This is a genomic window from Halomonas sp. MMSF_3323, from assembly GCF_030733595.1.
GTDB classification, from domain to species: domain Bacteria; phylum Pseudomonadota; class Gammaproteobacteria; order Pseudomonadales; family Halomonadaceae; genus Halomonas; species Halomonas litopenaei.
In genome coordinates, this window is the sequence record NZ_JASHIT010000002.1 from 14,327 (window position 1) to 38,172 (window position 23,846).

At 65.4% G+C, this 23,846-nt stretch carries 24 protein-coding genes; 5 read left to right on the plus strand and 19 right to left on the minus strand.

Annotated features, from left to right (window positions below; genetic code table 11):
• Positions 1–22: 22 nt before the first annotated feature.
• Complete coding sequence (locus RBB39_RS01135) at positions 23–952, plus strand: LysR substrate-binding domain-containing protein (protein WP_045993916.1); 930 nt, start codon at positions 23–25, stop codon at positions 950–952.
• 643 nt (positions 953–1,595) lie between these two features.
• Here the strand turns inward: RBB39_RS01135 and RBB39_RS01140 are convergent.
• The gene (locus tag RBB39_RS01140) at positions 1,596–2,507 is read right to left on the minus strand and encodes an AEC family transporter (protein WP_045993917.1); all 912 of its coding nucleotides are present in this window, start codon (positions 2,505–2,507) and stop codon (positions 1,596–1,598) included.
• 157 nt (positions 2,508–2,664) lie between these two features.
• On the opposite strand from RBB39_RS01140, the gene RBB39_RS01145 reads away from it, so the two are divergent.
• Both RBB39_RS01145 and RBB39_RS01150 read left to right on the plus strand, forming a co-directional pair.
• A complete protein-coding gene (locus RBB39_RS01145) occupies positions 2,665–3,186 on the plus strand; it encodes a hypothetical protein (RefSeq protein WP_306168672.1) in 522 nt (173 codons plus the stop codon).
• Positions 3,183–3,809 (plus strand): SCO family protein, encoded by a 627-nt coding sequence (locus tag RBB39_RS01150; RefSeq protein WP_045993919.1) that lies wholly within the window; start codon positions 3,183–3,185, stop codon positions 3,807–3,809. Before RBB39_RS01145 ends, RBB39_RS01150 begins: the two co-directional genes overlap by 4 nt.
• A 109-nt stretch (positions 3,810–3,918) precedes the next feature.
• On the opposite strand, the gene RBB39_RS01155 is transcribed toward RBB39_RS01150, so the two are convergent.
• The 7 genes from RBB39_RS01155 to RBB39_RS01185 form a co-directional block, all read right to left on the minus strand.
• Positions 3,919–4,965, minus strand: coding sequence for a PHB depolymerase family esterase (locus RBB39_RS01155; RefSeq protein ID WP_287163602.1), 1,047 nt, complete (start codon positions 4,963–4,965; stop codon positions 3,919–3,921).
• Between the two features lie 4 nt (positions 4,966–4,969).
• Entirely contained in the window at positions 4,970–5,686 is a 717-nt protein-coding gene (locus tag RBB39_RS01160; RefSeq protein WP_287163601.1) for an FKBP-type peptidyl-prolyl cis-trans isomerase, read from the minus strand.
• Between the two features lie 169 nt (positions 5,687–5,855).
• On the minus strand, positions 5,856–6,299 hold the full coding sequence (locus RBB39_RS01165) for a universal stress protein (RefSeq protein ID WP_045993922.1): 444 nt from the start codon (positions 6,297–6,299) through the stop codon (positions 5,856–5,858).
• A 45-nt stretch (positions 6,300–6,344) separates the two neighbouring features.
• A complete protein-coding gene (locus tag RBB39_RS01170) occupies positions 6,345–7,628 on the minus strand; it encodes a TRAP transporter large permease (protein ID WP_045993923.1) in 1,284 nt (427 codons plus the stop codon).
• Positions 7,629–7,662: 34 nt separating this feature from the next.
• Positions 7,663–8,241 carry a TRAP transporter small permease gene (locus tag RBB39_RS01175; protein WP_045993924.1) on the minus strand — a complete coding sequence of 193 codons (579 nt, stop codon included), beginning with the start codon at positions 8,239–8,241 and terminating at the stop codon, positions 7,663–7,665.
• 217 nt (positions 8,242–8,458) lie between these two features.
• On the minus strand, positions 8,459–9,481 hold the full coding sequence (gene dctP / locus RBB39_RS01180; protein WP_108131873.1) for a TRAP transporter substrate-binding protein DctP: 1,023 nt from the start codon (positions 9,479–9,481) through the stop codon (positions 8,459–8,461).
• 158 nt (positions 9,482–9,639) lie between these two features.
• Positions 9,640–10,167: a TIGR02444 family protein gene (locus RBB39_RS01185; protein WP_261395267.1), complete on the minus strand. Its 528-nt coding sequence runs from the start codon at positions 10,165–10,167 to the stop codon at positions 9,640–9,642.
• 71 nt (positions 10,168–10,238) lie between these two features.
• Between RBB39_RS01185 and RBB39_RS01190 the strand changes: the two genes are divergently transcribed.
• Positions 10,239–12,185: an ATP-binding cassette domain-containing protein gene (locus RBB39_RS01190; RefSeq protein ID WP_306168673.1), complete on the plus strand. Its 1,947-nt coding sequence runs from the start codon at positions 10,239–10,241 to the stop codon at positions 12,183–12,185.
• Between the two features lie 73 nt (positions 12,186–12,258).
• Here RBB39_RS01190 and RBB39_RS01195 read toward each other — a convergent pair whose 3' ends face one another.
• The 5 genes from RBB39_RS01195 to thiD all read right to left on the minus strand — a co-directional run bounded on the left by RBB39_RS01195 (position 12,259) and on the right by thiD (position 17,225).
• Complete coding sequence (locus RBB39_RS01195; protein ID WP_045993960.1) at positions 12,259–13,671, minus strand: uracil-xanthine permease family protein; 1,413 nt, start codon at positions 13,669–13,671, stop codon at positions 12,259–12,261.
• 470 nt (positions 13,672–14,141) lie between these two features.
• On the minus strand, positions 14,142–14,579 hold the full coding sequence (gene dtd, locus RBB39_RS01200; RefSeq protein ID WP_045993928.1) for a D-aminoacyl-tRNA deacylase: 438 nt from the start codon (positions 14,577–14,579) through the stop codon (positions 14,142–14,144).
• Between the two features lie 90 nt (positions 14,580–14,669).
• Entirely contained in the window at positions 14,670–15,281 is a 612-nt protein-coding gene (locus RBB39_RS01205) for a chalcone isomerase family protein (protein WP_052704448.1), read from the minus strand.
• An 86-nt stretch (positions 15,282–15,367) separates the two neighbouring features.
• The gene (locus RBB39_RS01210) at positions 15,368–16,213 is read right to left on the minus strand and encodes a universal stress protein (RefSeq protein WP_045993929.1); all 846 of its coding nucleotides are present in this window, start codon (positions 16,211–16,213) and stop codon (positions 15,368–15,370) included.
• A 181-nt stretch (positions 16,214–16,394) separates the two neighbouring features.
• The gene (gene thiD / locus RBB39_RS01215; RefSeq protein ID WP_045993930.1) at positions 16,395–17,225 is read right to left on the minus strand and encodes a bifunctional hydroxymethylpyrimidine kinase/phosphomethylpyrimidine kinase; all 831 of its coding nucleotides are present in this window, start codon (positions 17,223–17,225) and stop codon (positions 16,395–16,397) included.
• A 74-nt stretch (positions 17,226–17,299) separates the two neighbouring features.
• Between thiD and RBB39_RS01220 the strand changes: the two genes are divergently transcribed.
• The gene (locus tag RBB39_RS01220) at positions 17,300–17,725 is read left to right on the plus strand and encodes a YqaA family protein (protein WP_045993931.1); all 426 of its coding nucleotides are present in this window, start codon (positions 17,300–17,302) and stop codon (positions 17,723–17,725) included.
• Positions 17,726–17,863: 138 nt separating this feature from the next.
• Here the strand turns inward: RBB39_RS01220 and RBB39_RS01225 are convergent, their stop codons facing one another.
• The 6 genes from RBB39_RS01225 to RBB39_RS01250 form a co-directional block, all read right to left on the minus strand.
• Positions 17,864–18,967: a TRAP transporter substrate-binding protein gene (locus tag RBB39_RS01225; RefSeq protein WP_045993932.1), complete on the minus strand. Its 1,104-nt coding sequence runs from the start codon at positions 18,965–18,967 to the stop codon at positions 17,864–17,866.
• A 266-nt stretch (positions 18,968–19,233) separates the two neighbouring features.
• A complete protein-coding gene (locus RBB39_RS01230) occupies positions 19,234–20,637 on the minus strand; it encodes a TRAP transporter large permease subunit (RefSeq protein ID WP_045993933.1) in 1,404 nt (467 codons plus the stop codon).
• Positions 20,638–21,198 carry a TRAP transporter small permease subunit gene (locus RBB39_RS01235; protein WP_045993934.1) on the minus strand — a complete coding sequence of 187 codons (561 nt, stop codon included), beginning with the start codon at positions 21,196–21,198 and terminating at the stop codon, positions 20,638–20,640.
• Positions 21,199–21,434: 236 nt separating this feature from the next.
• Positions 21,435–22,259: an endonuclease/exonuclease/phosphatase family protein gene (locus RBB39_RS01240; protein WP_045993935.1), complete on the minus strand. Its 825-nt coding sequence runs from the start codon at positions 22,257–22,259 to the stop codon at positions 21,435–21,437.
• Positions 22,256–22,897, minus strand: coding sequence for a thiol:disulfide interchange protein DsbA/DsbL (locus RBB39_RS01245; protein ID WP_045993936.1), 642 nt, complete (start codon positions 22,895–22,897; stop codon positions 22,256–22,258). The genes RBB39_RS01240 and RBB39_RS01245 overlap by 4 nt, the downstream gene beginning before the upstream one ends.
• Positions 22,898–23,111: 214 nt before the next feature.
• Entirely contained in the window at positions 23,112–23,732 is a 621-nt protein-coding gene (locus tag RBB39_RS01250; RefSeq protein ID WP_045993937.1) for a cytochrome c, read from the minus strand.
• Between the last annotated feature and the right edge of the window lie 114 nt (positions 23,733–23,846).

A 23,846-nucleotide genomic window follows, 5' to 3' on the forward strand; every position in this document is an offset into this window, starting at 1 on the left:
TGGCGCCATAGGGGGAGTAACGATGACCGAGAACACGGGAGCGGCGCTGGATCTGGAGGCGCTGCGCAGCTTTGTGACGGTGGCCCAGCAGGGCAGTCTGGCGGCGGCGGCGGAGTTGCGACACCGCACCGTCAGTGCCTTGAGCATGCAGATCAAGCGCCTCGAGCAGCGTCTCGATGCGCGCCTGCTGATCCGTGGGCCGCGCGGAGTGTCGCCGTCGCCGGCCGGCGAGGCCTTGCTGCAGGAGGCGCGTGAGCTGCTGCGCCAGCACGACGGCCTGGTGGCGCGACTGACCGGACAGGGACTCAGCGGGCGGGTGCGCTTCGGCATGCCGGAGGGCTACGCCCCGCATCTGGTCGAGCAGGTGCTGCCTGACTTTCTGGCCAGCCACCCCAATGTGCTGCTGGAGGCGGTCACGGCGCCCAGCGGAGAGCTGGCCCGGCGCCTGGAGCGCGGTGAGCTGTCGCTGGCGGTGGCGCTGGACCGTCCGCATCAGCTGACCAATGGCGAAACGCTGTGGCAGACCTCGCCGGTGTGGGCGGCGTCCCGTGAGTTTCGCGTCGCCGACGAGGCGCCGTTACCGCTGGCGCTCCATCCGCTGGACTGCCCATTCCGCTCGCTCGGGGTCGAGGCCCTGGAGAGTCAGGGGCGCGACTGGTACGCGGTCTTCACCAGTACCAGCATCCATGCGGTGGAAAAGGCCGTGGAAGTCGGCCTGGCCGTGAGCATCCTCGATCGCCAGCGGCTGACGCCGCGCATGCGCGTGCTGGATGAGGCCGAGGGCCTGCCCCACCTGGGTACCAGTGACGCCTGCCTGTACTTCAGCCGGCGCATCGCCGCAGCCTCATGGCCGGCGGTGGAAGCCCTGGCGGGGCTCTTGCGCCAGCGTCTGAGCGGTGCAGGCCCCTGGGCTGCGAATAGTCGCGAGGCCAGGCCGCTGGCACTGGGGTGAGATGAACGAGAGCGGTGAGACGCAGGGAGCGGTGCGACGAACAGGAGCCAAGGCCTTGGGGGCGAGGCTGAACAGAAGCGTCGATGGCCAGAAAAAAGAAAACCGCTCCCGGGGGAGCGGTGAAAGGACCGTGACTAGCAATGAGGAGGAGAAACCAGATAGCGACTGGCAATGTCTGGTATCTGGTGTCGGCGGCTCATCAACGCCGACAACCTCAGCGTAAATCATTCTCATTTTCTTCGTCAAGCGTAACGAGAATATTTTTTATTAAGGCGGTGTGTCCGCTCACACTCGCTGGCTTTCTGCCAAGGGGAACGCATGCGAGGGGCGGCGCCAAGACAGCAGGCGAAACCGGGCGGAGGCTCGGGATGGCGGAATCAAGCGGTGGCAGGACGTCGTGGGCAACGAGGCGAAGGAGCGCTGGCCGCGGGACCGAACCAAGCGGCCATGAAAAAGCCGCTTCCAGAGGGAAGCGGCGAAAGGACCGTGACTAGCAATGAGGAGGAGAAACCAGATAGCGACTGGCAATGTCTGGTATCTGGCGCCGGCGACTCATCAACGCCGACAACCTCAGCGTAAATCATTCTCATTTGTTTCGTCAACACAAACGAGAATCTTTTTTAATAAAGCCTCGCCTGGCCCCTCAGGTCAGCTGCATCCACAGCGGCAGGCTGATCATCGCCGCCAGGGTCTGGGCGGTTATCAGTCCGGCCATCAGCTCAGCGTCACCACCCAGCTGGCGTGCCAGAATATAGGCGGAGGTGGCGGTGGGCAGGGCGGCGTACAGCAGCGCCACATCCTGGCTGACAGGGTCGAGGCCCAGCAACCACGCCAGCATCAGCACCAGCGCCGGCATCAGCACCAGCTTGACCAGGCTCGAGACCCACAGGCCAAGATCGCGCCTCAGCAGGGCCTGGGGTCGCAGTGCCACCCCTACGGCCACCAGCCCCAGCGGCAGCGCCGCTCGTCCCAGCAGCTCCAGGGTTCCTGCCGACCAGCCTGGCAGGCCGATCCCCGAGAGATTGAGCCCGATGCCGATCAGGCAGGCGAGGATCAGCGGGTTCTGGGCCAGGGCGAGCAGTGAGCGCCATAGACCCGAGCGGCCGAGGGTGCCCGCGGCGATAAAGGTCAGCACGCACAGCACATTGACCGTGGGAATCATCAGCGCCAGGGCCACCGCTGCCACCGTGGCGCCCTGGGGACCGTGCAGCGCAGCGGCGCCGGCGACGCCGACATAGGTGTTGAAGCGCACCGCGCCCTGGAAGACAGAGGTAAAGGCGGCGGCGTCGAGATTCAAACGGGGCTTGAGCCACCACAGCAGGGCGGAGAGCACCAGCATGGTGCCCAGCAGCACCAGGGCGAGCCTGGCCACCGGTACCTGGCTGATGTCCGCCCTGGCCAGGGTCGCCACCAGCATGGCGGGAAACAGCAGAAAGTAGATCAGGCGCTCCATGCGCGCCCAGAAGTCCCCGCCTGGGATGCGTCCGACACCCAGCACGGCGCCAAGCAGGATAAGCAGAAAAAGCGGGCCCAGGGCCGCAGTGATGGAGGCCATGTACGTTCCTTGTCCGGGCGAGGCCGGTGGCAGAATAGTGCGCCGTCGAGCGTGAGTAAGCGCGCGTTGACGGCTGCGACATTGTCGCGCAGGGGGCGTCGGAGTTTTGCTGATAAGCTTACCCTACGCCCATTCCCTTTGGAGGCAGCCCTCCGACATGCATTCGCGCCAGTCCCCAGCCTCGCGCGGCGCCCGTCGTCCTCGGCTTCGCCTGCTGATCACGGTGACCGTGGTCACCTTGCTGATCGCCCTATGGTACCTGCTGCGCTACGAGTTTGGCGATCACCAGGAGACGACCTGGTATCCGGCCGCGCCCGGCTGCGATCTGCACCAGGGGCCCTGCGGCGTCGGCCTCGAGGAGGATGAGCGGCTGACCCTGGCGATCCCGGTGGAGGGTGACATTCGCCCGCTGGAGTCGTTGCCCCTCGAAGTACGCATCGACGGCGTGGAAGCGCAGAACGTACGGGTGGTGTTCGAAGGGGTCGGCATGGACATGGGCGAGCATCGCTTCCACCTCGACGCCGTGCAAGGCGGCGAACCGGGCCGCTTTCAGGGGGTGGGACAGCTCGGCATCTGCACCCGTGAGCGCATGACCTGGCGTGCCCGGGTCAGCTTCGATGCGCCGCGTGGGCGTCTCGGAAGTACCTTCGATCTGGACGTGGAGCGAAGCCTGCCATGACCCGACGGCAACGACAGCAGCAACGACGACACGGCTTCGATCGACGGACCCTGGGGCTGGTCCTGGCGGCGGTGGTGATGCTGGCGGCGGCCCTGTTGTGGACCTTCAAGCCCTGGCAGCCCGTCGAGCAGGACGGGCTGGTCGCTGGTGAGATACGCCTGGCGTCGACCGTGGGCGATTTTGCGCTGAGTGATCTCGATGATGACCAGCTGGCGGTGATCTTCTTCGGCTACACCTGGTGTCCCGACGTCTGCCCCATGAGCCTGGCGGTGGTGCGCCAGGCGCGCCAGGCACTGCCCGAAGAGCAGCGTCGGCGGGTGGTGCCGTTGATGATTTCGGTGGACCCCGAGCGTGACACCCTGGAGCGGTTGTCGGAGTACCTTGAGGCCTTCGGCGACGACTTCATCGGCGCCACCGGTAGCCAGGCCGAGCTTGCCGATATCGGCGAGCGCTACGGCGTCGTCTGGCGCAAGGTCGAGACGCCGGAATCCGCCGTGGAGTATCTGGTGGATCACTCGGCCTCGCTCTATCTGGTGGACGCCAGCGGCGAAATCATCGAGCGGGTATTGCACGCCCCGACCCCGGGGCCGCTCTCGGCGGCGCTGGATCGGGCGTTGAACTAACTTCCTGCCAAGCCTAGGCCTCTAGGCAAGCAGGCGCCTCAGGGCGCCTGCTGTAGCCTGTCGAGGGCGCTCAACCTGCCCGCGCTCTTGGCAAATCCCTTGCCACGCCTCAGGGCGCTTCCTGCAGTCTATCGACCATTTGCATCAGGGCGCTGACCTGACGGCCGTCCCGGCTGTCATGCAAAGGGTCGCGCTGCCAGGTACTCTCGCTGAACCCCCACCAGTCCCAGCATCCCTTGGGATTGGCCAGGCTGGCCTCGGCCTGGGGGTAGAGCACCACCAGGTCGTTGCTCTCGGCGTAACGGTTCAGGCCGCTTGCCCGAGTGAATGGCGTCGCCGCGCCTTCATCGTCATCCACGCCCATCTGGCAGCCATGCAGCGCCACCACCAGTGCGCAGTCGCCGCTCTCGCACTGCTTCGGCAGATAGACAAAGCCGGTGTCGGCGAGTCCCTTGGCGTCGAACTCGCTCTGGTCGAAGGCCAGCAGGCGCTGGTCGTCGGCCTCGCCGGCGGGCGCCAGATCGTCCCACCACCAGCCCAGCGCCTCGCCGGCCAGGTCCAGGCCGCAGTCGAGCAGGAAGGGCGCACCGCCCTCTTCGCAGTCGGCCAGGTCCGCCTCGCCAGCGGCGTCCAGCGCCGGCCAGCCGTGCCCCGCGCCGTCCTGAAACACCGCCTTCAGTTGATCATCGTCGGCGAGCCAGTCACGCCATTGTCGAGCGGCGGCGTGTCCGACGTCGGGATCGATGGTGCCATCGTCCTCACCGTGCCAGAGATACACCTTGAGGTCGTCGAGCGATTCAGCGCTACCCGCGCGATCGAGCTCGCGGTAGTCCGCAAGGCGGCTGTCGATCGCCGCCAGGTCGGGGTCGCCAAGGCGAGTGAACATGCACTGACCCAGCGCCACTCCCAGCTCGCCCCGGGCACAGCCCCAGGGGCCGGCGGCGACCAGCCCGAGCGCATCGAAGCGCTCGGGCCAGGCCACCGCCAGCTGCGCGGCCATGTAGCCGCCGGACGAGACACCGATGGTGGCCAGACGGTCCTTCGAGAGACCCAGCGCGGGCAGGGCGTCGGGGGAGTCGGCCGAGGCCTGTGGTGCCAGCACGAAAAACGCCAGCCCCGCGAGGAGGCTGGCGTTGGCACGACTAAGGTGAGTCATCGACTCAGCCTTCGTCGCTGGGGTTCACGTCAAGCAGCTCGACCTTGAAGATCAGGGTCTCGTTGGGGCCGATGGGGCCCTGGCCACGCGCGCCGTAGCCCAGCTCCGGCGGAATCACGACTTCCCAGGTGTCGCCCACGTTCATCATCTTCAGGGCTTCCTGCCAGCCCTCGATGACCTGGCCCACCTGGAAGGATACCGGCTCGCCGCGCTCGTAGGAGCTGTCGAACACGGTGCCGTCGATCAGCTTGCCTTCGTAGTTGACCTGCACGGTGTCGCCGGCCTCGGGGGAGGCGCCGTCACCTTCCTCGAGCTCCTTGTACTGCAGCCCGGAGTCGGTAGTGGTAACGCCGTCCTTGTCGGCGTTCTCGGCCATGTAGGCCTCGCCTTCCTGCTTGTTGGCGTCCGCCTGCTGGGCCATCTCTTCGGCACGTTGCTGCTGTTCTTCAGCGCGCTTGGCCATGGCCTCTTCCTGGAACTTGGTCAGGGCGGCGGCGATCTCCTCGTCGGTCATGTCGAGGCCGTCGTCGGCGAACACGTCCTTGATCGCCTCGCTGAAGGCATCCGTGTCGAGGTCTTCCACGTCTTGCTTGATGCTCTGGCCCAGGGTCACACCCAGGCTGTAGCTAAGCTTTTCCTGGTCGCTCTCGGGGGTGGAGAAGGCCATGGGAGCGGCGCCCAGCAGGGCGATCAGGGAGGCGGAAGTCAGCAGTGTCTTCATGGAAATCCTTGGCTGGCGCGTTGGCCGTAGTGTGAATGTCGTTGTTGTGACTGTAACAGGGGCAAAAGGGTTCCGCACCCGCCGTGCGTTACCCCCTACGAGGCAGGCCCGGGCATGACCCGGGCCTGTGGTTGCGGCTGCGTCTGTGGTTGCCGTGATGAGTGTGGCGCTAGACCACCAGGGTCGGGCACTGCGCCGACCCCGACACCCGCTGGGCGACACTGCCCAGGATCAGGCTGGCGTCGCCGTTGGTGCCCTGGGCGCCGATCACGATCAGATCGCACTCGCGCTTGCGAGCGAAGCGCACGATGGTGCGCGAGGGGCGGCCTCCCTTGACGAAGGCGCGCACCTTTTCCAGCGGCACCCCCAGTTCCACCGCGTGGTTCTTGGCGTGCACGGCGATCTCCGAGGCGTACTCCTTGAGGGCATCGTCGGGCAGGTCCAGCTTGTCCGGGCGAACCATCGACAGGGAGGCCTCGAGCAGACTGTGGTGCTTGAACACGCATAGGATGTAGAGCTCGGCGCCGGTCAGGTACTGCAGCCCCACGGCCTTCTCCAGCGCCTTGAGGGCGCCCTTGGAGCCGTCCACCGCCACCAGGATTCGATTGAACATCGGTCTCTCCTCAAGCTTGGTCTCCGCGCAGCTGACAGACGCCGCCTAGCGGAAGGCGACGTCGCGCAGGAACAACGCAATCTGCGGGAACATGATCAGCAGGGCCGCGGCCAGGATCAGCAGGAACACGAACGGAGGTGTGCCCTTGATCACGTCCAGATAGGGCCGCTTGAAGATCGCGATGGCGGTGAAAATGTCGCAGCCGAAGGGTGGCGTCGCCGAGCCGATGGCCACTTGCAGGGTGATCAGGATACCCACCAGCACCGGGTCGAGTCCGGTGGCCTCGATGGCCGGCGCGAAGATCGGCGTCAGCACCAGGATGACCACGATTGGGTCGACGAACATGCAGGCGACGAAGAAGGCGATGCAGATGGCGATCAGCACGCCCGTGGGACCCGCTTCGTTGATCCCGGCCGCCTCGAGCATGGCCTGCGGGATCTGGGCGAAGGAGATGATCCACGAGAAGCCGTTGCCCACGGCGACCAGGATGAACACCACTGCGGTGATCAGGCCGGTGGACTTGGCGATGGCGTAGATGTCGTTCATCTTCAGCGATCGGAACACCACGAACTCCAGCAGCACCGCGTACAGCACGCAGGCCGCGGCGGCCTCGGTGGGGCTGAAGATGCCGCCGTAGATGCCGCCGACGATGATCACCGGGAAGCCCAGCGGCCACAGCGCCTGACGCACCGCGGAGAGACGCTCGCTCCAGGACGCCTTGGGCTCGGTGGGGACGTCGCGGATCACCGCGTAGAGCACGCAGTAGATGGAGAACATCAGCAGGATCAGCAGGCCCGGCCCGATGCCGGCGATGAACAGCTCGCCGATGGAGGTGCCCGAGATCACGCCGTAGATGATCATGCCGATGCTGGGCGGGATCAGAAAGGCGATGTCACTCGAGTTGATGATCAACGCCAGGGTGAAGGAGTCGGAGTAGCCGGCCTTGAGCATGCGCGGGCGCAGCGGCGAGCCCACCGCTACCACGGTGGCCTGGGTCGAGCCGGACACGGCGCCGAACAGGGTGCAGGAGGCCGCGGTGGATACCGCCAGGCCGCCCTTCACGTGGCCGATGAAGGCCATGACCATGTTGATCAGGCGCTCTGCCGACTGGCCGCGGGTCATGATGTCGGCGGCGAGGATGAACATCGGCACGGCGATCAGCGAGGCCGGCCGGATGCCCGCCATCATCTGCTGGATCAGCGTGTCCATCTGGTCCAGGCCGTTGAACATCATGAAGAAACCGATGACCGCCGCGGTGATCAGCGGGATCATCATGGGGAAGCCCAGCAACAGCAGGGCGATCATGGTGGTGACCATTATGGTTGTCATTGGGGCTGTCCTCCTGCTGCCACCGTCGCGTCACTCATACTTCGGTCTCCGTATCCTTGTAGCCATCCAGCACGCCGGTCGACAGGTAGACGTCGCGGGAGGTCAGGTTCTTGATGGCGGTGAGCAGGTACTGGATACCGGTGATCAGAAAGCCCAGCGGTACCCACAGGTAGATCCAGAAGATCGGGATGCCAAGGGCGGGCAGAATGCGTCCCTTGTCATACAGGTCGACGATGTAGATCACCGAGTAGTACAGCAGGAAGAACATCACCAGAGAGGTAAACAGGGAGATGAAGATCATCAATGCCTTGCGGCCACCTACCGGCAGGGCATCGTAGATCGCCGACATGCGAATATGGCGCCCGTGGCGCGCCGCATAGCCGATACCGGCAAAGGTGATCATGATGATCAGAATGCGGTTGATCTCGCCGCTGAAGAAGATGCTCTCGCCGAGCACGAAGCGGCCAACGACGTTGGCGATGGTATTGGCCGCCATCAGCAGCACACCCACTGCAAGAATGATGGCTTCCAGCTTGCTGATCCACGTATCGATGGTGCCCAGAAAACCAGGCAACCCCGAGTGGTAGTGCTGTTCGGATTCTTCTTCGGTCATGATGGGATCCTTGGTCGGGAATTCCGGGAGAAACGCACGTACCTGTATCGCAGCGTACGCCCTCTGGGTCGCGGTTCGCAGCCATCTGGTCAACGCTGGATGCACGCAGCGCGCCTGGCGTGGCGGCGACTGTCGGGTCGCTATTCAGGGCTCTGGAAACACAAAAGGGGCAGCCGGGTAGGGCTGCCCCTTTCGGGAGCGATGGCTCAGACGAGGATTACTCCTCGCCGGACTGAACCGCTTCCAGGTCAGCCTTGAACTGGTCGAGCAGTTCCTGACCGCCTTCACCGGTCATCTCGATGAACTTCTCCTCGACCTGCGGAGCGCGATCCTTGAAGGCCTGGATCTGTTCGTCGTCCAGGCGAGTCACGGTGACCTCGTCAGACGCTTCCTGGATCTTGCCGAGGGCTTCTTCGGCGAGGCCCTGGATGTGCTCGATGGTGGTGTCGTAGGCGGAGTCGGTGGCGTCCTGGACGAGTTGCTTGTCCTCGTCGGACAGGCCGTCATAGAAGTCCTGGTTGGCCATCATGGCGGTGGTGAACCAGCCGTGGCCGGTGAAGGTCAGGTTCGGGGAGACCTCGTACAGACCGCCGGACTCGATCCAGAAGATCGGGTTTTCCTGACCGTCGATGATGCCGGTCTGCAGACCGCCGTAGACCTCGCCCCAGGGCAGCGGCGTGGGAGTCGCGCCGAAGGCGTCGTAGGTCTCTGCCAGCAGCGGGTTGGTCATGGTGCGGATCTTCTTGTTGTCGAAGTCCTCCGGCGAGGTGATCGGCTCGTCGGCGGTGACCACCATTTCCCCTTCCGGGTACATCTGCATCAGCTTCAGCCCGTGCTCGGCGTAGAGCTCGGGGAACATCTCGTTGATCGCCTTGCTCTCGTCGAAGAACTTCAGCACGGTTTCTTCGTCGGTGGGCAGCAGGTAGGGAATGAAGAAGATCTGGGCTTCGGGAATCAGCGCGCCGGTGAAGCCGGGAGACTGGTTGACGAACTGCAGGATGCCGTTCTGGGTCTGCTCCATGATGTCGTCGGATTCACCCAGTTCGCCGAAGCGGTAGACCTGGACGGAATGGTCGGAATTCTCCTCGACGTACTGCTTGAACGCCTGGGCAAAGACGTCCTGGACATCGCCCTCGTACTCTTCGTGGGCGTAGCGCCAGTTGTCGGCCATGGCGGTGGAGGAAAGACCCAGCATCAGGGCGCCGATGCTGGCGGTGGTCAGCAGCTGTGTTGCCTTCATTCTTGTGGTTCCTCTGCAGGTGTTGGAGCTATGGGCGGATCGCGCTCGCCTGTTGTATTGCTTCGTGTCTCGCTTCGGAATCTCGGACCTTGTGCTATTGGCGCGAACAAGATCGATCATGCAAAAAATGCAGGAATTCTCATGCAGTTAACGTCAGGCTAGCGCGCTGCCGGAAGAGGGTCAAGCTGGCTTTCCACGCTTCTTATGGCCATAAGTTGCGTTTTTTTCTGCCGTTGTTGGCTAGAAAGCAGCACATTTTCTAGACCTTGGAGTCTGGCGGGTATCGGCGAGAAAGCCAGTTCGTTCAGGCTAATTTTCATGAGCATCTGCAGGCATTGTTGCTCGGCTTCGAGCTCCGCCTGCTTGATCCGCGAGCGAACGCTCGCCACCTGCGAGTCGGCTTGCGCCTGGGGCTTCAGATCCCTGCGCAGTCGGCGCAGAGGCTGGGTGACCTCGCGCTGCCAGGCGGCGACCTCTGACGGCAGCGCACCTGCCTGGGCGCCCTGTTGATACAGCCAGCATCGCCACAGCAGTTCACACACATCCCAGCCGTGCTCATCCTGCAGCGTCAGGCAGGCTTGCTCGACGCCTGGCCGGGCATAGATTGCCAGGGCGAAGTCCCATAGCGGCGAAGTCGCCAGGCGAGGGCGCAGGCGAGCGGTGAATTCGGTAGAATCGGGGTCCAAGACGATATCCTTCTTTTATTAGAGAAGCTCGCGGGTGCCCGGCCCGGCGGGCTCATCCCGATGGAGCCGTGATGATTGCACTGCGCCAAGTAACCTTGCAACGCGGCGCCGAGCCGTTGTTCGAGGGTGCCGACCTGACCCTGCACGCCGGCCACAAGGCCGGTATCGTGGGCCCCAATGGCGCCGGCAAGTCCAGTCTGTTTGGCCTGATCCTCGGCGAGATCGGCGCCGACAAGGGCGCGGTCGAGATGAGTGGCGGCCAGCGCATTGCCCATATGGCGCAGGAAGTCGAGGCGCTGTCTCGCCCCATCATCGAGTACGTGCTCGACGGGGATGCGGAGCTAAGGCGTACCGAGGTTGCCCTCGCCTCTGCCCAGGCCGACGGTGACCATCACCGCGAGGCCGAACTTCACGGCGCCATCGAGGCGCTGGACGGCTACAGCGCGCCAGCCCGCGCGGCCCAGTTGCTGGTCGGGCTGGGCTTTGCCCAGCACGATCTGGACAAGCCGCTGTCGGCGTTCTCCGGTGGTTGGCGCATGCGAGCCAACCTGGCGCGTACCCTGTTCATGCCCTCCGACGTGCTGCTGCTCGACGAGCCGACCAACCACCTGGACCTGGACGCGCTGCTGTGGCTAGAGCAGTGGCTGACGCGCTATCCCGGCACCCTGTTGCTGATCTCCCACGACCGCGACTTTCTCGATGCGGTGTGTGACCACATCGTGCACTTCGATCGTCGCAGCCTGGTGCTCTATCGGGGCAACTACACCACCTTCGAGCGGACCCGCGCCGAGAAGCTGGCGCTGCAGCAGGCCCAGGCCGAGAAGCAGCAGGCGCGTCGCGAGGAAATCGAGAAGTTTGTCGCCCGCTTTCGCTACAAGGCGACCAAGGCGCGCCAGGCCCAGAGCCGACTGAAGATGCTCGAGCGCATGGGCGACATCGCCCTGGCCCACGTCGATTCCCCCTTTCACTTTAGCCTGCCGGCGGCGGACAAGACGTCCCATCCGCTGCTGGTGATCGATGACGCCAGCCTGGGCTATCGTCGTGAGGACGGCAGCGAGCGCACCCAGCTGTCCGACGTGAAGCTGACCCTGCTGCCGGGACAGCGCATCGGACTGCTCGGTCCCAATGGCGCGGGCAAGTCGACCCTGATCAAGTCGCTGACCGGCGATCTGCCGCTGCTCTCTGGCCGTCGGGTGCCCGGCGAGCACCTGGCGGTGGGCTACTTCGCCCAGCACCAGCTCGAAGGCCTCGATCTCAAGGCGACCCCCTTCACCCACGTGCAGCGCCTGTCGCCCCAGGCCGCCGACAGCGATATCCGCAACTTCCTGGGTGGCTTCGGCTTTCCGGGAGACGACGTGTTTGCCCGGGTCGAGCTGTTCTCCGGCGGCGAGAAGGCACGCCTGGCGCTGGCCCTGATTGCCTGGCAGAAGCCCAACCTGCTGCTGCTCGACGAGCCGACCAACCACCTGGACCTGGAGATGCGCGAGGCGCTGACCGAGGCGTTGGCGTCGTTCGAAGGGACGGTGATCGTGGTATCCCACGACCGCCACCTGCTCAAGGCCACCGTCGACGAGTTCTGGAAGGTCGCCGACCATCGGGTCGAACCCTTCGATGGCGACCTGGAGGATTACCGGGCCTGGCTCAAGTCACGCCTGGAAAGCGATCGTCGCGCGGCCAGGGAAGACAAGGCCGACAGGGCCGAGGCTGGCCAGGCCGCCCCGCGGGAGGATCGCAAGGCCTCGCGCCGCGCCGCCGCCGAGCTGCGCGAGAAGCTCAGGCCCTTGAAGCGCGAGCGGGACAAGGCCGAAAAGGCCATGGAGAAGGTCCAGGCTGAACTCGGCGAGGTGGAAGCGCAGCTCGGCGACGCCGAGCTCTACACCGACGCGGCGCGCAAGCAGGAACTGACCGACTGTCTGGCGCGCCAGGGCGAGCTCAAGGCGCGCCTCGAGGAGCTGGAGGCCGACTGGCTCGCCGCCGAAGAGGCGCTCGAGGAAATGAACGAGGCGCTGTCGGGCTGAGCCACGCTCGGTTCGATAGCGCCTCGGGTCGCTGGGTCGCCCGATAGCAGGGGCGAGTGGGTGTGGCGAACGGCTATTGCGAGTCGCACCGGGGTGAGGCGGGCACGCTAGCGGGAGCCGTGTCGCTGGCTTCCATGCGCGCGGCCAGCCGCTCGCGCTCGGCCTGCTCGTCGGCCAGGCTCTTGTGAGGCAGCAGCAGATTGAGCAGCACGGCGGTGAGCGCCGCCACCACCACGGGTGATCCACCGATCGCCATCTCGATCGTGTCCGGCAGCGCGGCGATGGCCTGCGGCGCCGCGGCGAGCCCGAGGCCCAGCGCCAGCGCCAGGCTGGCGATGGTCATGTTGCGCCCGGACAGCTCGTCGCGGGTCAGCAGCTGGATACCGGTCATGGTGATCATGCCGAACACCGTTATGGTGGCGCCACCGAGCACCGGATAGGGAATGGTGGTCATCAGCGCGCCGAACTTCGGCATCAGTCCCGCCGCCAGCAGAAACAGCGCCGCCAGTGCCAGCACCGAACGACTGATGACCTTGGTCATGGCGACGATACCGACGTTCTGGCTGAACGACGCCGTCGGCAGAGCCGCGAACAGGGCACCGACCAGAGTGCACAGGCCGTTGCCCAGCAAGCCCCCGGACAGCTCCCGATGGCCCAGCTCGCGATTCATGCCACCGATGGTGGTAGCGGATAGATCACCGATGGTCTGCACCGAATTGACCACGCAGATGATCACCATGGACAGGATCGCCACCGGCGCGAATTCGAGCGTCACGGGGAGCGGGCGCGGCGCACTGAACCAGGCAGCCTGATGCACCGCAGTGAAGTCCACCATGCCCAGCGCGAGTGCCAGCGCGTAGCCCACCACGATGCCGCAGATGATCGCGGCGAGCTTGATGAAGCCCCGCCCGAACTGGGAAATCGCCAGCACCACGGCCAGAGTGACCAGCGCCACCAGCCACTGCCTGCCGCCACCGTAGTCAGCGCTGCCCTTGCCCCCGGCCATGTAGTGGATGGCGATGTCGTAGAGCGACAGGCCGATCACCAGCACCACCACCCCCGCCACCACCGGCGGAAACAGGTGACGCAGCGGGCGTATACCGAACCCGACCAGCAGCATCGCCGTGCCGCCGATCAACTGGGCGCCGAGGATGCCGCCGAGGCCATACTGGGCGCCCACGGCGGTCAGGGTGGGCACGTAGGCAAAGCCGACACCGAAGATGGTCGGCAGGCGGGCACCGAAGCGCCAGACGCCGAACAGCTGGATCAGCGTCGACAGCGCCGAGGCCACCAGCGAGATCTGGATCAGCAGCAGGGTTTCGGCGGTGGAGGCGCCGATGGCACCGGAGACGATGATCGGCACCGTGATGGTACCCATGATCATGGCGAGGATGTGTTGCAGCGACAGTGGCAGGGCACGGCTCAGTGGTGGCCGGCCGTGGAAGTCGAAGACCGAGACGCTGACGGGGTAGCGGGCGTTGTTCATGGATACGATCACCGGTTGTTTTTGTATACAGGTGATTGTGGTAAATGTTTCCATAAACATCAAGGCGAGACGGGGCGAAACGAGGCAGCCTGGTTTACCGCCCCGCCGACATCGCGTTGCATCGGGCTTTTGAAGATCAGACAGGCGGCAGGACGCCGCGTGCGCTGCCTATTGGCGCTCGGCGCCAGGAGGGGGGCTCAGCTCTCCAGGAGAAAGGTCACCGGCCCGTCGTTGATTAATCGTCCTGAAGGTGAGCTGCATGTTGGTGCTCGCGCCAGGAGGGGCTCTCAGCTCTCCAGGAGAAAAGTCACAGGCCCGTCGTTGATCAACCGTCCTGAAGGTGAGCTGCATGTTGGCGCTCGCGCCAGGAGGGGGCTCTCAGCTCTCCAGCAGAAAGGTCACCGGCTCGTCGTTGATTAATCGTTCTGAAGGTGAGCTGCATGTTGGCGCTCGGCGCCAGGAGGGGGCTCTCAGCTCTCCAGCAGAAAGGTCACCGGCCCGTCGTTTATCAATGCCACCTGCATATTGGCGCCGAACTCGCCGCTGGCCACCGGCGCATGGCGCTGGCGGGCCTGGTCGAGCAGGTAGTGAAACAGACGATCGCCTTCGGCCGGCGGCGCCGCGCTGGAGAAGCTGGGACGCAGCCCCTTGCGGGTATCCGCGGCCAGGGTGAACTGGGATACCAGCAAGAGGCCACCGCCGGCCTGCTGCACATTGAGATTCATCTTGTCCTGGTCATCGGCGAACACGCGATAGTGCAGCAGCTTGTGCAGCAGGCGGTCGGCCGAGGCCTCGTCATCTCCTTTTTCCACCCCGACCAGGGCCAGCAGGCCGTGGTCGATGGCGCCGACGGTGCGATCCTCGACCTCGACACTGGCACGGCGGACACGTTGGATCAGGGCTTTCATGCAGGGCTTCCTCTGGCAACGGGTGGGGGATTGCACACAGCAGGGCCCGCTAGCCTAGCACGGGCCTGCCTGGCCAGGGAGGCGCCGGCGTCACCGCCCCAGCAGAGCGTCGCGGAAGTCGCGGTCCAGGGGATCTTCACCGAGCCAGATGGCGAACATGGCGTTGGCAAGCGCCTTGTCGTTGGAGCGGTACAGCGGGGCACCATTGAGCGCCAGGATCAGGCTCTCGCCATCCCAGGTCAGCGAATAGCGGTCGCCCGGCGCGACCGAGCGATAGCTGTCGACCAGCGCGGTCAGTGGGCGGCGAATCGACGGAAAGTCCACGGCACCGACCTGCTCGCGTACGGTCTCGAGGGTGGTGCTGGCGAAGTCATCGGCCTCGATGGCATGGAAGTAGTGCAGCACCAGCCGGCGCGGGACGTCGGACTCGGGAGCGGGGCGGGGGTACCCCGCGGCCTGGTAGTAGGCGCCGGCGTAGGCGTCCCACACCAGATAGGTGAAGAGCCCGTGGCCGATCATCTCGTAGCGTCGGCCGTCGTCGATCTGGGTGGCAAAGCTAGCGCTCTTGACGCTGACCTGCTGCGTCGACGTCTGGGCGTTGGCCTCGGGGGGCGCGGCCATGGTCAGGGTCAGACAGGTGATCAGGCTGACGGCGGCAAGCAGCCGAACCAGCGGGTGCTGTCGGGGTTGTCGCGAAGGCATGATGAAACTCCCGTGACATGATGTTGTACACATCATGGCGCGAGATATGACTTATGTACAGTTTTTGTAGAGCGTTCTTCCCGTGACTACCAGGCGCGGCACAGCATGATGTCGCAACGGGGCTCCGCCAGCAGACGCTTGGTAATCTGACTGCGTCTGCCCGCCTGACTGCGGTTGCCCAGCGCCAGCAGATCGGGAGGCTGACGGCGCAGATGGGCGATCAACACGTCCAGGGGGTCGCCCTGTTCCAGCACCAGTTCCAGTTCCGGCACCCGATCGAATTCCGCCATCAGGTGGTCGATCTCCTGTTCGAGCTGCTGTCTAAGTCGGATGACCTCACGATCGCGCCACTGGGCGAAGTCGGTATCGGAGCCGAGTTCGCGCTCGCCCGGCACGTCCCAGGCGTGGAGCAACTCGAGGCGGGATTCCGGAAAGTGTCGCAGGGTCTCGCGCAGGGTGCGACGGCAGGTCAGGGAGAAATCCACCGGGACCAGGATGTCGTTCCACGGCTCTGCGGGGGGCTGGCTGACGGTCAGCACCGGACAGGGGGCGCTCAACAGCACCCGGGCCAGGGTGGTGCCGCCGATCAGGTCGGGGTGTCCGCGCTTGCGATGGGTGCCGAGGATGATCATCTCGGCGTTGCGATCGTGGGCCTCACGGATGATCTCGGCGTAGGGGGCGCCGGTCACCGTCTGCACCAGCAGCGGCGGTTCGGCCAGTGCGTAGTCCTCGCGCAGGTCGGTGGCGATGGCGTGGATGTCATCTACTACCGCACCTTCCAGGTCGCGCAGCACCCGGTGGGGCAGATAGGGATCCAGCACGTGCAGTACATCGAGACGGGCGCCCATCTCGTTGGCCAGGCGGATGGCGCGGCCGAAGGCGGAACGGTTTTCTGCCGACAGGTCACAGGCAAACAGCAGGGTGCGAGTCATGGCTCTGCCCTCACGACGCCAGTGGGTGAACCTTCAGCATGGGCGGACGTGCCGATTCGCGCAAGCGACGGTGTCGTCAGTCCCTGTCAGTGCACGATAGCGCCGTCCTGCGCTCGGATCAGATCAGACTCGGCGTGGCGTGGCTTTCACGGCCAGCCATCGCCCGCCGCTGCTCCTGCCGCTACCACCAGGCGTGGAAGTGATGCACCGGGCCGCGCCCCTGGCCCACCGACAGCCGCCGGCTGGCGTCGAGCGCCTGGTGCAGCCAGCGCTTGGCGTCGCCGATGGCGTCGATGACCTGCGCCTCGTCGGCGTCCTGTGGCAGATGGGCCAGCTTGGCGGCGATCGCCGAGGACAGGGCACAACCGGTACCATGCAGGTTCTGGGTATCGATGCGCGGCGCCGGCAGCCAGCGATCGCCACCGGGTGAGGCCAGCAGGTCGGGACAGCTGTCACCATCGAGATGACCACCCTTGAGCAGCACATAGGGGGCGGACAGTTGCTTGAGCGCCGGCAGCATCGCCTCCATGGCATCGGCGCTGGTGGGCGGCTCGACCCCCAGCAGTACCGCCGCCTCGGGCAGGTTGGGGGTGATCACGTCGGCCAGCGGCACCAGCACATCGCGTACCGCGCTGATCCCGGCCTCATCGACCAGGATGTCGCCGCTCTTGGCCACCATCACCGGGTCGAGCACGATCCAGCGGGGACGCCTGGCCTCGAGCGCTTCACGCAGGGTCTCGGCGACCTCGCGGCTGGCGACCATGCCGATCTTCACCGCGTCGATGCGCACGTCGTCGAGCAGGTGATCGAGCTGCACCCGGATGCTCTCTGCAGCCACCGGGTGCACCTCGCGTACCCCACAGGTATTCTGCGCGATCACCGCGGTGATGACGTTGGTGGCATAGGTGCCCAGGGCCGACAGCGTCTTGAGGTCGCCCTGGAGGCCGGCACCGCCAGAAGGGTCGGAGCCGGCGATGGTCAGCGTGTGAGGGATGGATACGGTGTGGGACATGAAAGACACCCGAAAGTCAGCAGAAGACACAGAATACAAGAGGCGGCGCTGAGAGAGCCAATGTCGAGCGCATCATGCTGAGTCTGTTTGTCATGGCGTTCGCCAGCGCCACCCTGCTGCCCGGAGGGTCCGAGCTATGGCTGGCCGGGTTGTGGTGCCGGGGCGAAGCGCCGCTGGCACTGTGGCTGGTGGCCACCCTGGGCAATACCCTGGGCAGTCTGGTCAATGTCGCCCTGGGCCGCTACGCCACCCAGTATGTGGATCGGCGCTGGTTTCCCGCCTCCCGGGCGGGACTGGCACGAGCCCAGCGCTGGTATCGCAAGGGCGGAGAAGCGAGTCTGCTGCTGGCCTGGCTGCCGGTGGTAGGGGACCCACTGACGGTACTCGCGGGAATCGCCCGGCTGCCGTGGTGGCGTGCCACGCTGTGGATCGTCGTCAGCAAGGGCGGGCGCTACGCGGTGCTGCTGTGGTTTGCCGAACGCTATTTCAGCTGCGGCTGATCACTGCTCGAGAGCGAGTGCTTCGAGCAAGGCTCGAGAGTCGACACGATGTCCTCCCGTGCCCCGAAAACGGACAGGGGCCGCGCGAGGCGGCCCCTGGGCTCGGGTGTCAGCGATGCTCGACACCTTCTGGATGGGTTACTCCTGGCCGAAGTCGGTGCCACCGTCCGGGTTGCGGGCGTTGTAGTAGGCCTGCTCGGAGATGGCGTGGTAGTTCACCACCTTGTCCTGGAAGTCGCGGTACGACTCGTAGATGCGACCGGCGATATCGCTGGAGTCGGCCAGTTCCTGCACCACCTCGGCGGAGATCTCCTGAGCCTGGGCGAGCACGTCGTCGGGCAGCTTGCGCAGCTGGACGTCGTGTTCGTTGATCAGGGTGGCCAGGGCATCGTTGTTGCGCGCGGTGTACTCGTCCAGCACGTCCTGGTTCACGTCGCGTACCGCGGTGCGCAGGATCGCCTGGAGGTCGGCAGGCAGCTCGGCCAGGGCCTCATCGTTGACGATGGCCTCGAACATCACCGTCGGCTCATGCCAGCCCGGGTAGTAGTAGTACTCGGCGGCCTGGTGCAGGCCGAAGGCCAGGTCGTTGTACGGACCGATCCACTCGGTGGCATCGATGGCGCCGGACTGCAGCGAGGTGAAGATCTCGCCGCCGGGCATATTGACGATGGCCACGCCCATGCGGTTCATGACCTCACCACCGAGGCCTGGCATGCGCATCTTGAGGCCGTCCAGGTCGTCGACAGAATTGATTTCCTGGTTGTACCAGCCGCCCATCTGTACGCCGGAGGCGCCGGCGGTCATGACCTCGACGCCGAAGTCATCGTAGAGCTCGTTCCACAGCTCCAGGCCGCCACCATAGTGCAGCCAGGCGTTCATTTCCTGGGCGTTCATGCCGAAGGGCACGGCGGCGAAGAACTGGGCGGCGGGCGCCTTGCCCTTCCAGTAGTAGGAGGCAGAGTGGCCCATCTGGGCGGTGCCTTCGGCGACGGCGTCGAAGACCTCGAAGCCCGGTACCAACTGGCCGGCACCGAACACCTCGATCGTCAGGCGGCCGTCGGACATTTCCTCGACCAGCTTGGCCAGACGCTCGGGACCCTGGCCGACACCGGGGAAGTTCTTCGGCCAGGAGGTGACCAGCTTCCACTCGAAGGTGTCCTGGGCCTGGGCCTGGGCTCCGACCAGCAGTAGACCGGAGGCACCGGCGAGGGTAATGGCCTTGGCGATTGAGCTGCGTTGCATGTAAGTCCCCTTTGTATGGTATTGGCGTTGTCGGGACCTGCCGGCCAGGGTAGGGCCGGCGGGTAGTTGGCGTCTCGCGGGATGGCCCGAGACGCCGTGAAGCGGGCGATGGCTCGTCGGGCAACTATAGACGCCGGGGGCGCCCCCCGGCGTGGGCTGCCGTCCACGCATCGCCAACGCGCCGGATCAGAACGGCTCCGGCAGCCAGGTGGCGAGCTGCGGGCCAGCGTCGAGAGTGAAAGGGCCCGGCGCAGAGGTTTTCGGCATCAGAACTGCTCCGGCAGCCAGGTGGCGAGCTGCGGGAAGAATGACAGGGCCAGCAGCATGCCGAGCTGAAGCACGATGAACGGAATGACGCCTCGGTAGATCGCGGACGTCGGTACCGACTCCGGGGCCACCCCGCGCAGATAGAACAGGGCGAAGCCGAAGGGAGGCGTCAGGAAGGACGTCTGCAGGTTGATCGCGATCATGATGCCCAGCCAGATTGGATCCAGGCCCATGGCCAGCAGAATCGGACCGACGATCGGCACCACCACGAAGGTGATCTCGATGAAGTCGAGGATAAAGCCGAGCAGGAAGATCACCAGCATCACGATGATGGTGGCGCCGACTACCCCGCCAGGCATGTTCTCGAACAGATGGGTGACCAGCTCTTCACCGCCGTAGGCGCGGAACACCAGTGAAAACAGCGCCGCGCCGATCAGGATCAGGAACACCATGGTGGTGACGTGGGTGGTGGAGCGCAGCACGTCCTTGAGCGTGGCCAGATCGAGGCGACGATAGGCCAGAGCCAGCACCAGGGCGCCGAAGGCACCCACCGCGGAAGCCTCGGTGGGGGTGGCCAGTCCGGCAAGGATCGAGCCGAGCACCGCGACGATCAGCACGATGGGTGGCACCAGGCCCTTGAGCAGCAACAGGCCGATGCCCGAGGTGTGGCCCAGCTCGGCCATCAGTTCCTGGCGATCGGCGGCAGGGGCGGCGCTGGGCTTGAACAGCGCCACCAGGCTGACGTAGACGATATACACCAGCACCAGGATCAGGCCCGGGACCAGCGCCCCCATGAACAGATCGCCCACCGACACCGTCTTGGGACTGAAGATGCCCATGGACAGCTGGGCCTGCTGGTAGGCGCTGGACAGCACGTCACCAAGCAGCACCAGAGCGATGGACGGCGGGATGATCTGACCCAGGGTGCCGGTGGCGCAGATGGTGCCGGTGGCCAGCGACTGGCTGTAGCCGCGCTTGAGCATGGTCGGCAGCGACATCAGGCCCATGGTGACCACGGTGGCGCCGACGATGCCGGTGGAAGCGGCCAGCATCATGCCGACCAGGGTCACCGAGATGCCGAGTCCGCCGCGCAGCGAGCCGAACAGCAGGGCCATGGCGTCGAGCAGGGTTTCGGCGACCTTGGACTTCTCGAGCAGCACGCCCATCAGCACGAACAAGGGCACCGCCAGCAGGGTGGTGTTGGTCATGATGCCGTAGAGGCGATTGGGGAAGGCGTTGAGGTAGCTGCCGTCGAAGTTGGCATCGATGCCGAAGGACTCCAGGCCGTAGCCGAGCCCGGCAAAGGCCAGGGCGGTACCGGCCAGCGACAGCGCGACCGGAAAACCGAACATCAATACCGTACAGATGACACCGAACAGCACCAGGGGCATGAACTCCAGCATTTACAGGTGCTCCTCGTCGGCGTCATGGGGAAGGGCGTTGGGGTCGAGACGTCCCTTTAAAATCAGGATATTGCGGTAGATCTCGACGATGCCCTGGACAATCATCAGCACGGCGAAGGCCGGTATCAGCGTCTTCAGCAGGAACACCCCGGGGATGCCGCCGGCGTCGGGCGAGCCCTCGAAGATGGCCCAGGACTTGCCGACGTAGCCGAGGCTGGTGGCGATCACGAAGCCCATCACCGGCAGCAGCAGCAGCAGGGTGCCGAGCAGGTCGACCAGCGCCTTGCGCCTGGGCGACATCGCGCGATAGAAGATGTCGACGCGCACGTGTCCGCCGTGCTTCAGGGTGTAGGCCGCCGCCAGCATGAACACGGCGGCGTGCATGTACATCACCGATTCCTGCATGGGGATGCTGTTGACGCTGAAGGCATAGCGCAGCACCACGATCAGGAACTGGATGATCATCATCGCCAGGATCAGCCAGGAAAGGCCCCTGCCAAGGCGTTCGGATAAGGCGTCCAGGGCCGCCAGTGGCCCCGGCAAGCCGGAAGATGTAGACATAGGAACTCGCTGGTGGTGTCAGGGCGATCATTGTCCAGGCTGGCGCCCGGGCACGCCGTCGCCAGGGCAGGACGTCGGCTTGCCGGGGGGACCTGGCGTCATGGATAGTGTGGCACGCGGAGACATTAGCGAATCTCGGTGCACGTCAACGCTGACTATACGGCAGTCGAGGTAGCACTGTCATGACACCAAAAGTCGAGGTCCGCTGGCGTGGCGTCCGCCGCCGACAGGATGGCTCAGGCAGGCTGCTCGGGCTGATCGGCCTGGATGGCGGCGAGGCAGGGCTGGGGCAGGCGAATATCGACGGCCACCGGCAGGTGGTCCGAAAACAGTCGGTCGAGGACTTCGGCCTCATCGGCCTCCAGCGACGACGACAGCAGGATATGGTCCAGCGCTCGGCTGGGGCGCCAGGAAGGGTAGCTCAGTGCCGGTCGCACCGGATGCAGCGGCAACGAGGCGCAGAAGCGGTCGTGGGCGTGCAGGCGATCCGGGGTGCAATTCAGGTCCCCCATCACCACCACGTGCTTGAGTGGCTGGATCAGCTCGCTGAGGTAGTCGAGCTGCAGGTTCTGGGTGCGCTGGCCCAGGGCCAGGTGGGCGACGAACAGGTGCAGGGCCTCGGGGCCCTGGCCGAAGCGCGCATGGATGGCGCCCCGGCCGGGCAGGGTCCCCGGCAGACGGTGCTCCTCGATGCGGCTGGGTGCCAGCCGGGAGAGCAGGCCATTGCTGTGCTGGGCAAGTCGACCGAGGTTGCGGTTGAGCTGCTGATAGTGGTGGGGGAAGCCGCCTTGCATGGCCAGGTACTCGAGCTGATTGACCTGGTTCGAGCGAAAGCTGCCGCCGTCCACCTCCTGTAGCCCCACCATGTCGAAGTGCGACAGCACCTCGGCGATCATGTCCAGACGTCGTTGCCGACGTGGGTGAGGCAACAGGTGCTGCCAGCTACGGGTGAGGTAGTGGTGGTAGGCCGAGGTCTGGATACCCACCTGCAGGTTGAAGGTCACCAGCCTCAGGTGACCTCTGTCCAGCGTGGGGTGGCGTTCCTCGGCCAGTGACGTCATTGGGCTCCAGACTCCTGTTCGCTGCGGATCTGCTCCACCAGCGCCTCGGCGATGCGCGGCATGTTGTCGAGGCTGCCGGCGGTGCTCGGCGAGACGATGTAGCGACCATCGACGATCAGCGCGGGGACGCCCATCAGTTCGAGGTTGCGCATGGTGGCGCTGGCGCGATTGATCTGGGACTTCACGCCGAAGCCGTCCAGCGCCTTGAGCGCCTGCTCTTCGCTGACACCGTAGTCGCTGAAGAAGGCGGCGATATCTGCTGGCTCGGTAAGCTGCTCGCCTTCCTGGTGGATGGCGTCGAAGAAGTCCTCGTGCACCTCGTCGAGGATCTCGAGCTGCTGGGCGGCATAGAAGGCCTTGGCGTGCTTGACCCAGGTCTCGCCCAGGGTTGCCGGCATGCGTTCGAACTCGACGTCATCGGGCAGCTCGGCGACCCAGGCGTTGAGCGGATCTTCCAGCGAGTAGCAGTGCGGGCAGCCATACCAGAACACTTCGGTCACGTTGATCTTGCCATCGTCGCTGCCCAGCTCGACCTGATTGGGGGCGACGGTGTAGTCCTCGCCCTCGGTGATCGAGGCGGCGACCGCCATGGTCGACAGGCTAAGGCCAGCGAGGCCCATCATCAGTGACTTCAGCATAGAATGTTTTCTCCTTGATTGAGGCGGGCATGCCATGGCGGCGCGAGGGCGCGACGAACCTGGAGCCGCAAAGCGAACGCTGTTTTGAGTCTACAACGTTCGAAGGGTTCCCGAATATCCCGATTGGGCAGACGTCGCATGTCTATCTTTGCTGGTAAACGCAACGGGGCGTCCACAAGGGCCGCCCCGCGGGACGCATCGAAAGGTGAATCGATCAGTGCAGGCCCTGGACGTAGTTGGCCACGGCTTCCATGTCGGCATCGCTCATCTTGGCGGCGATGTCGGCCATCACGCCACCGGGGCTGTTGGCGCGGGCGCCGGAGGCGAATGCCTGGAGGGTGCTGACCACATAGCCGGCGTGCTGGCCGGAAAGCCCCGGATAGACCGCCGAGCCGATGCCGCTGCCGGTCGGGCCATGGCAGGCGCTGCAGGCCGGGATGCCCTTGGCCAGGTCGCCAGCGCGGTAGAGCGCCTCGCCGCGCTCGAGCAACGCCTCGTCATCCTTGGCCTGCCCCACCACCGGGTCCTGGCCGGCGAAGAAGGCGGCCACGTCCCAGGCGTCCTGGTCGCTGAAGTTGTCCACCTGCCCCGCCATCTGCGGCACCGGACGGGTGCCGTCACGGATGTCGATGATCTGCTTGGCCAGGTAGGAGGCCTGCTGGCCGGCCAGGTTGGGGAAGGTCGGCGCGATACTGGCGCCGGTCTGGCCGTGACAGGCGGCGCAGGCGGTGGCCTTGTCGCGTCCTGCGGCGGCGTCTGCGTCACTCTGGAGGTCGGCATGGGCGGCGCCGACGACGCCGATGGAGATTGCCAGGCTTGCCAGTAACTGTCTCATCGCTAGTTCACTTATGCCGTTTTTAATGTTTTCACGGTCCCGCGGAAGGCGTGGCCTTCACTGCAGGGGGAAGCGCCCGCGCTGAGGCCGGTCGCTGGCGACAGCGGCACAATG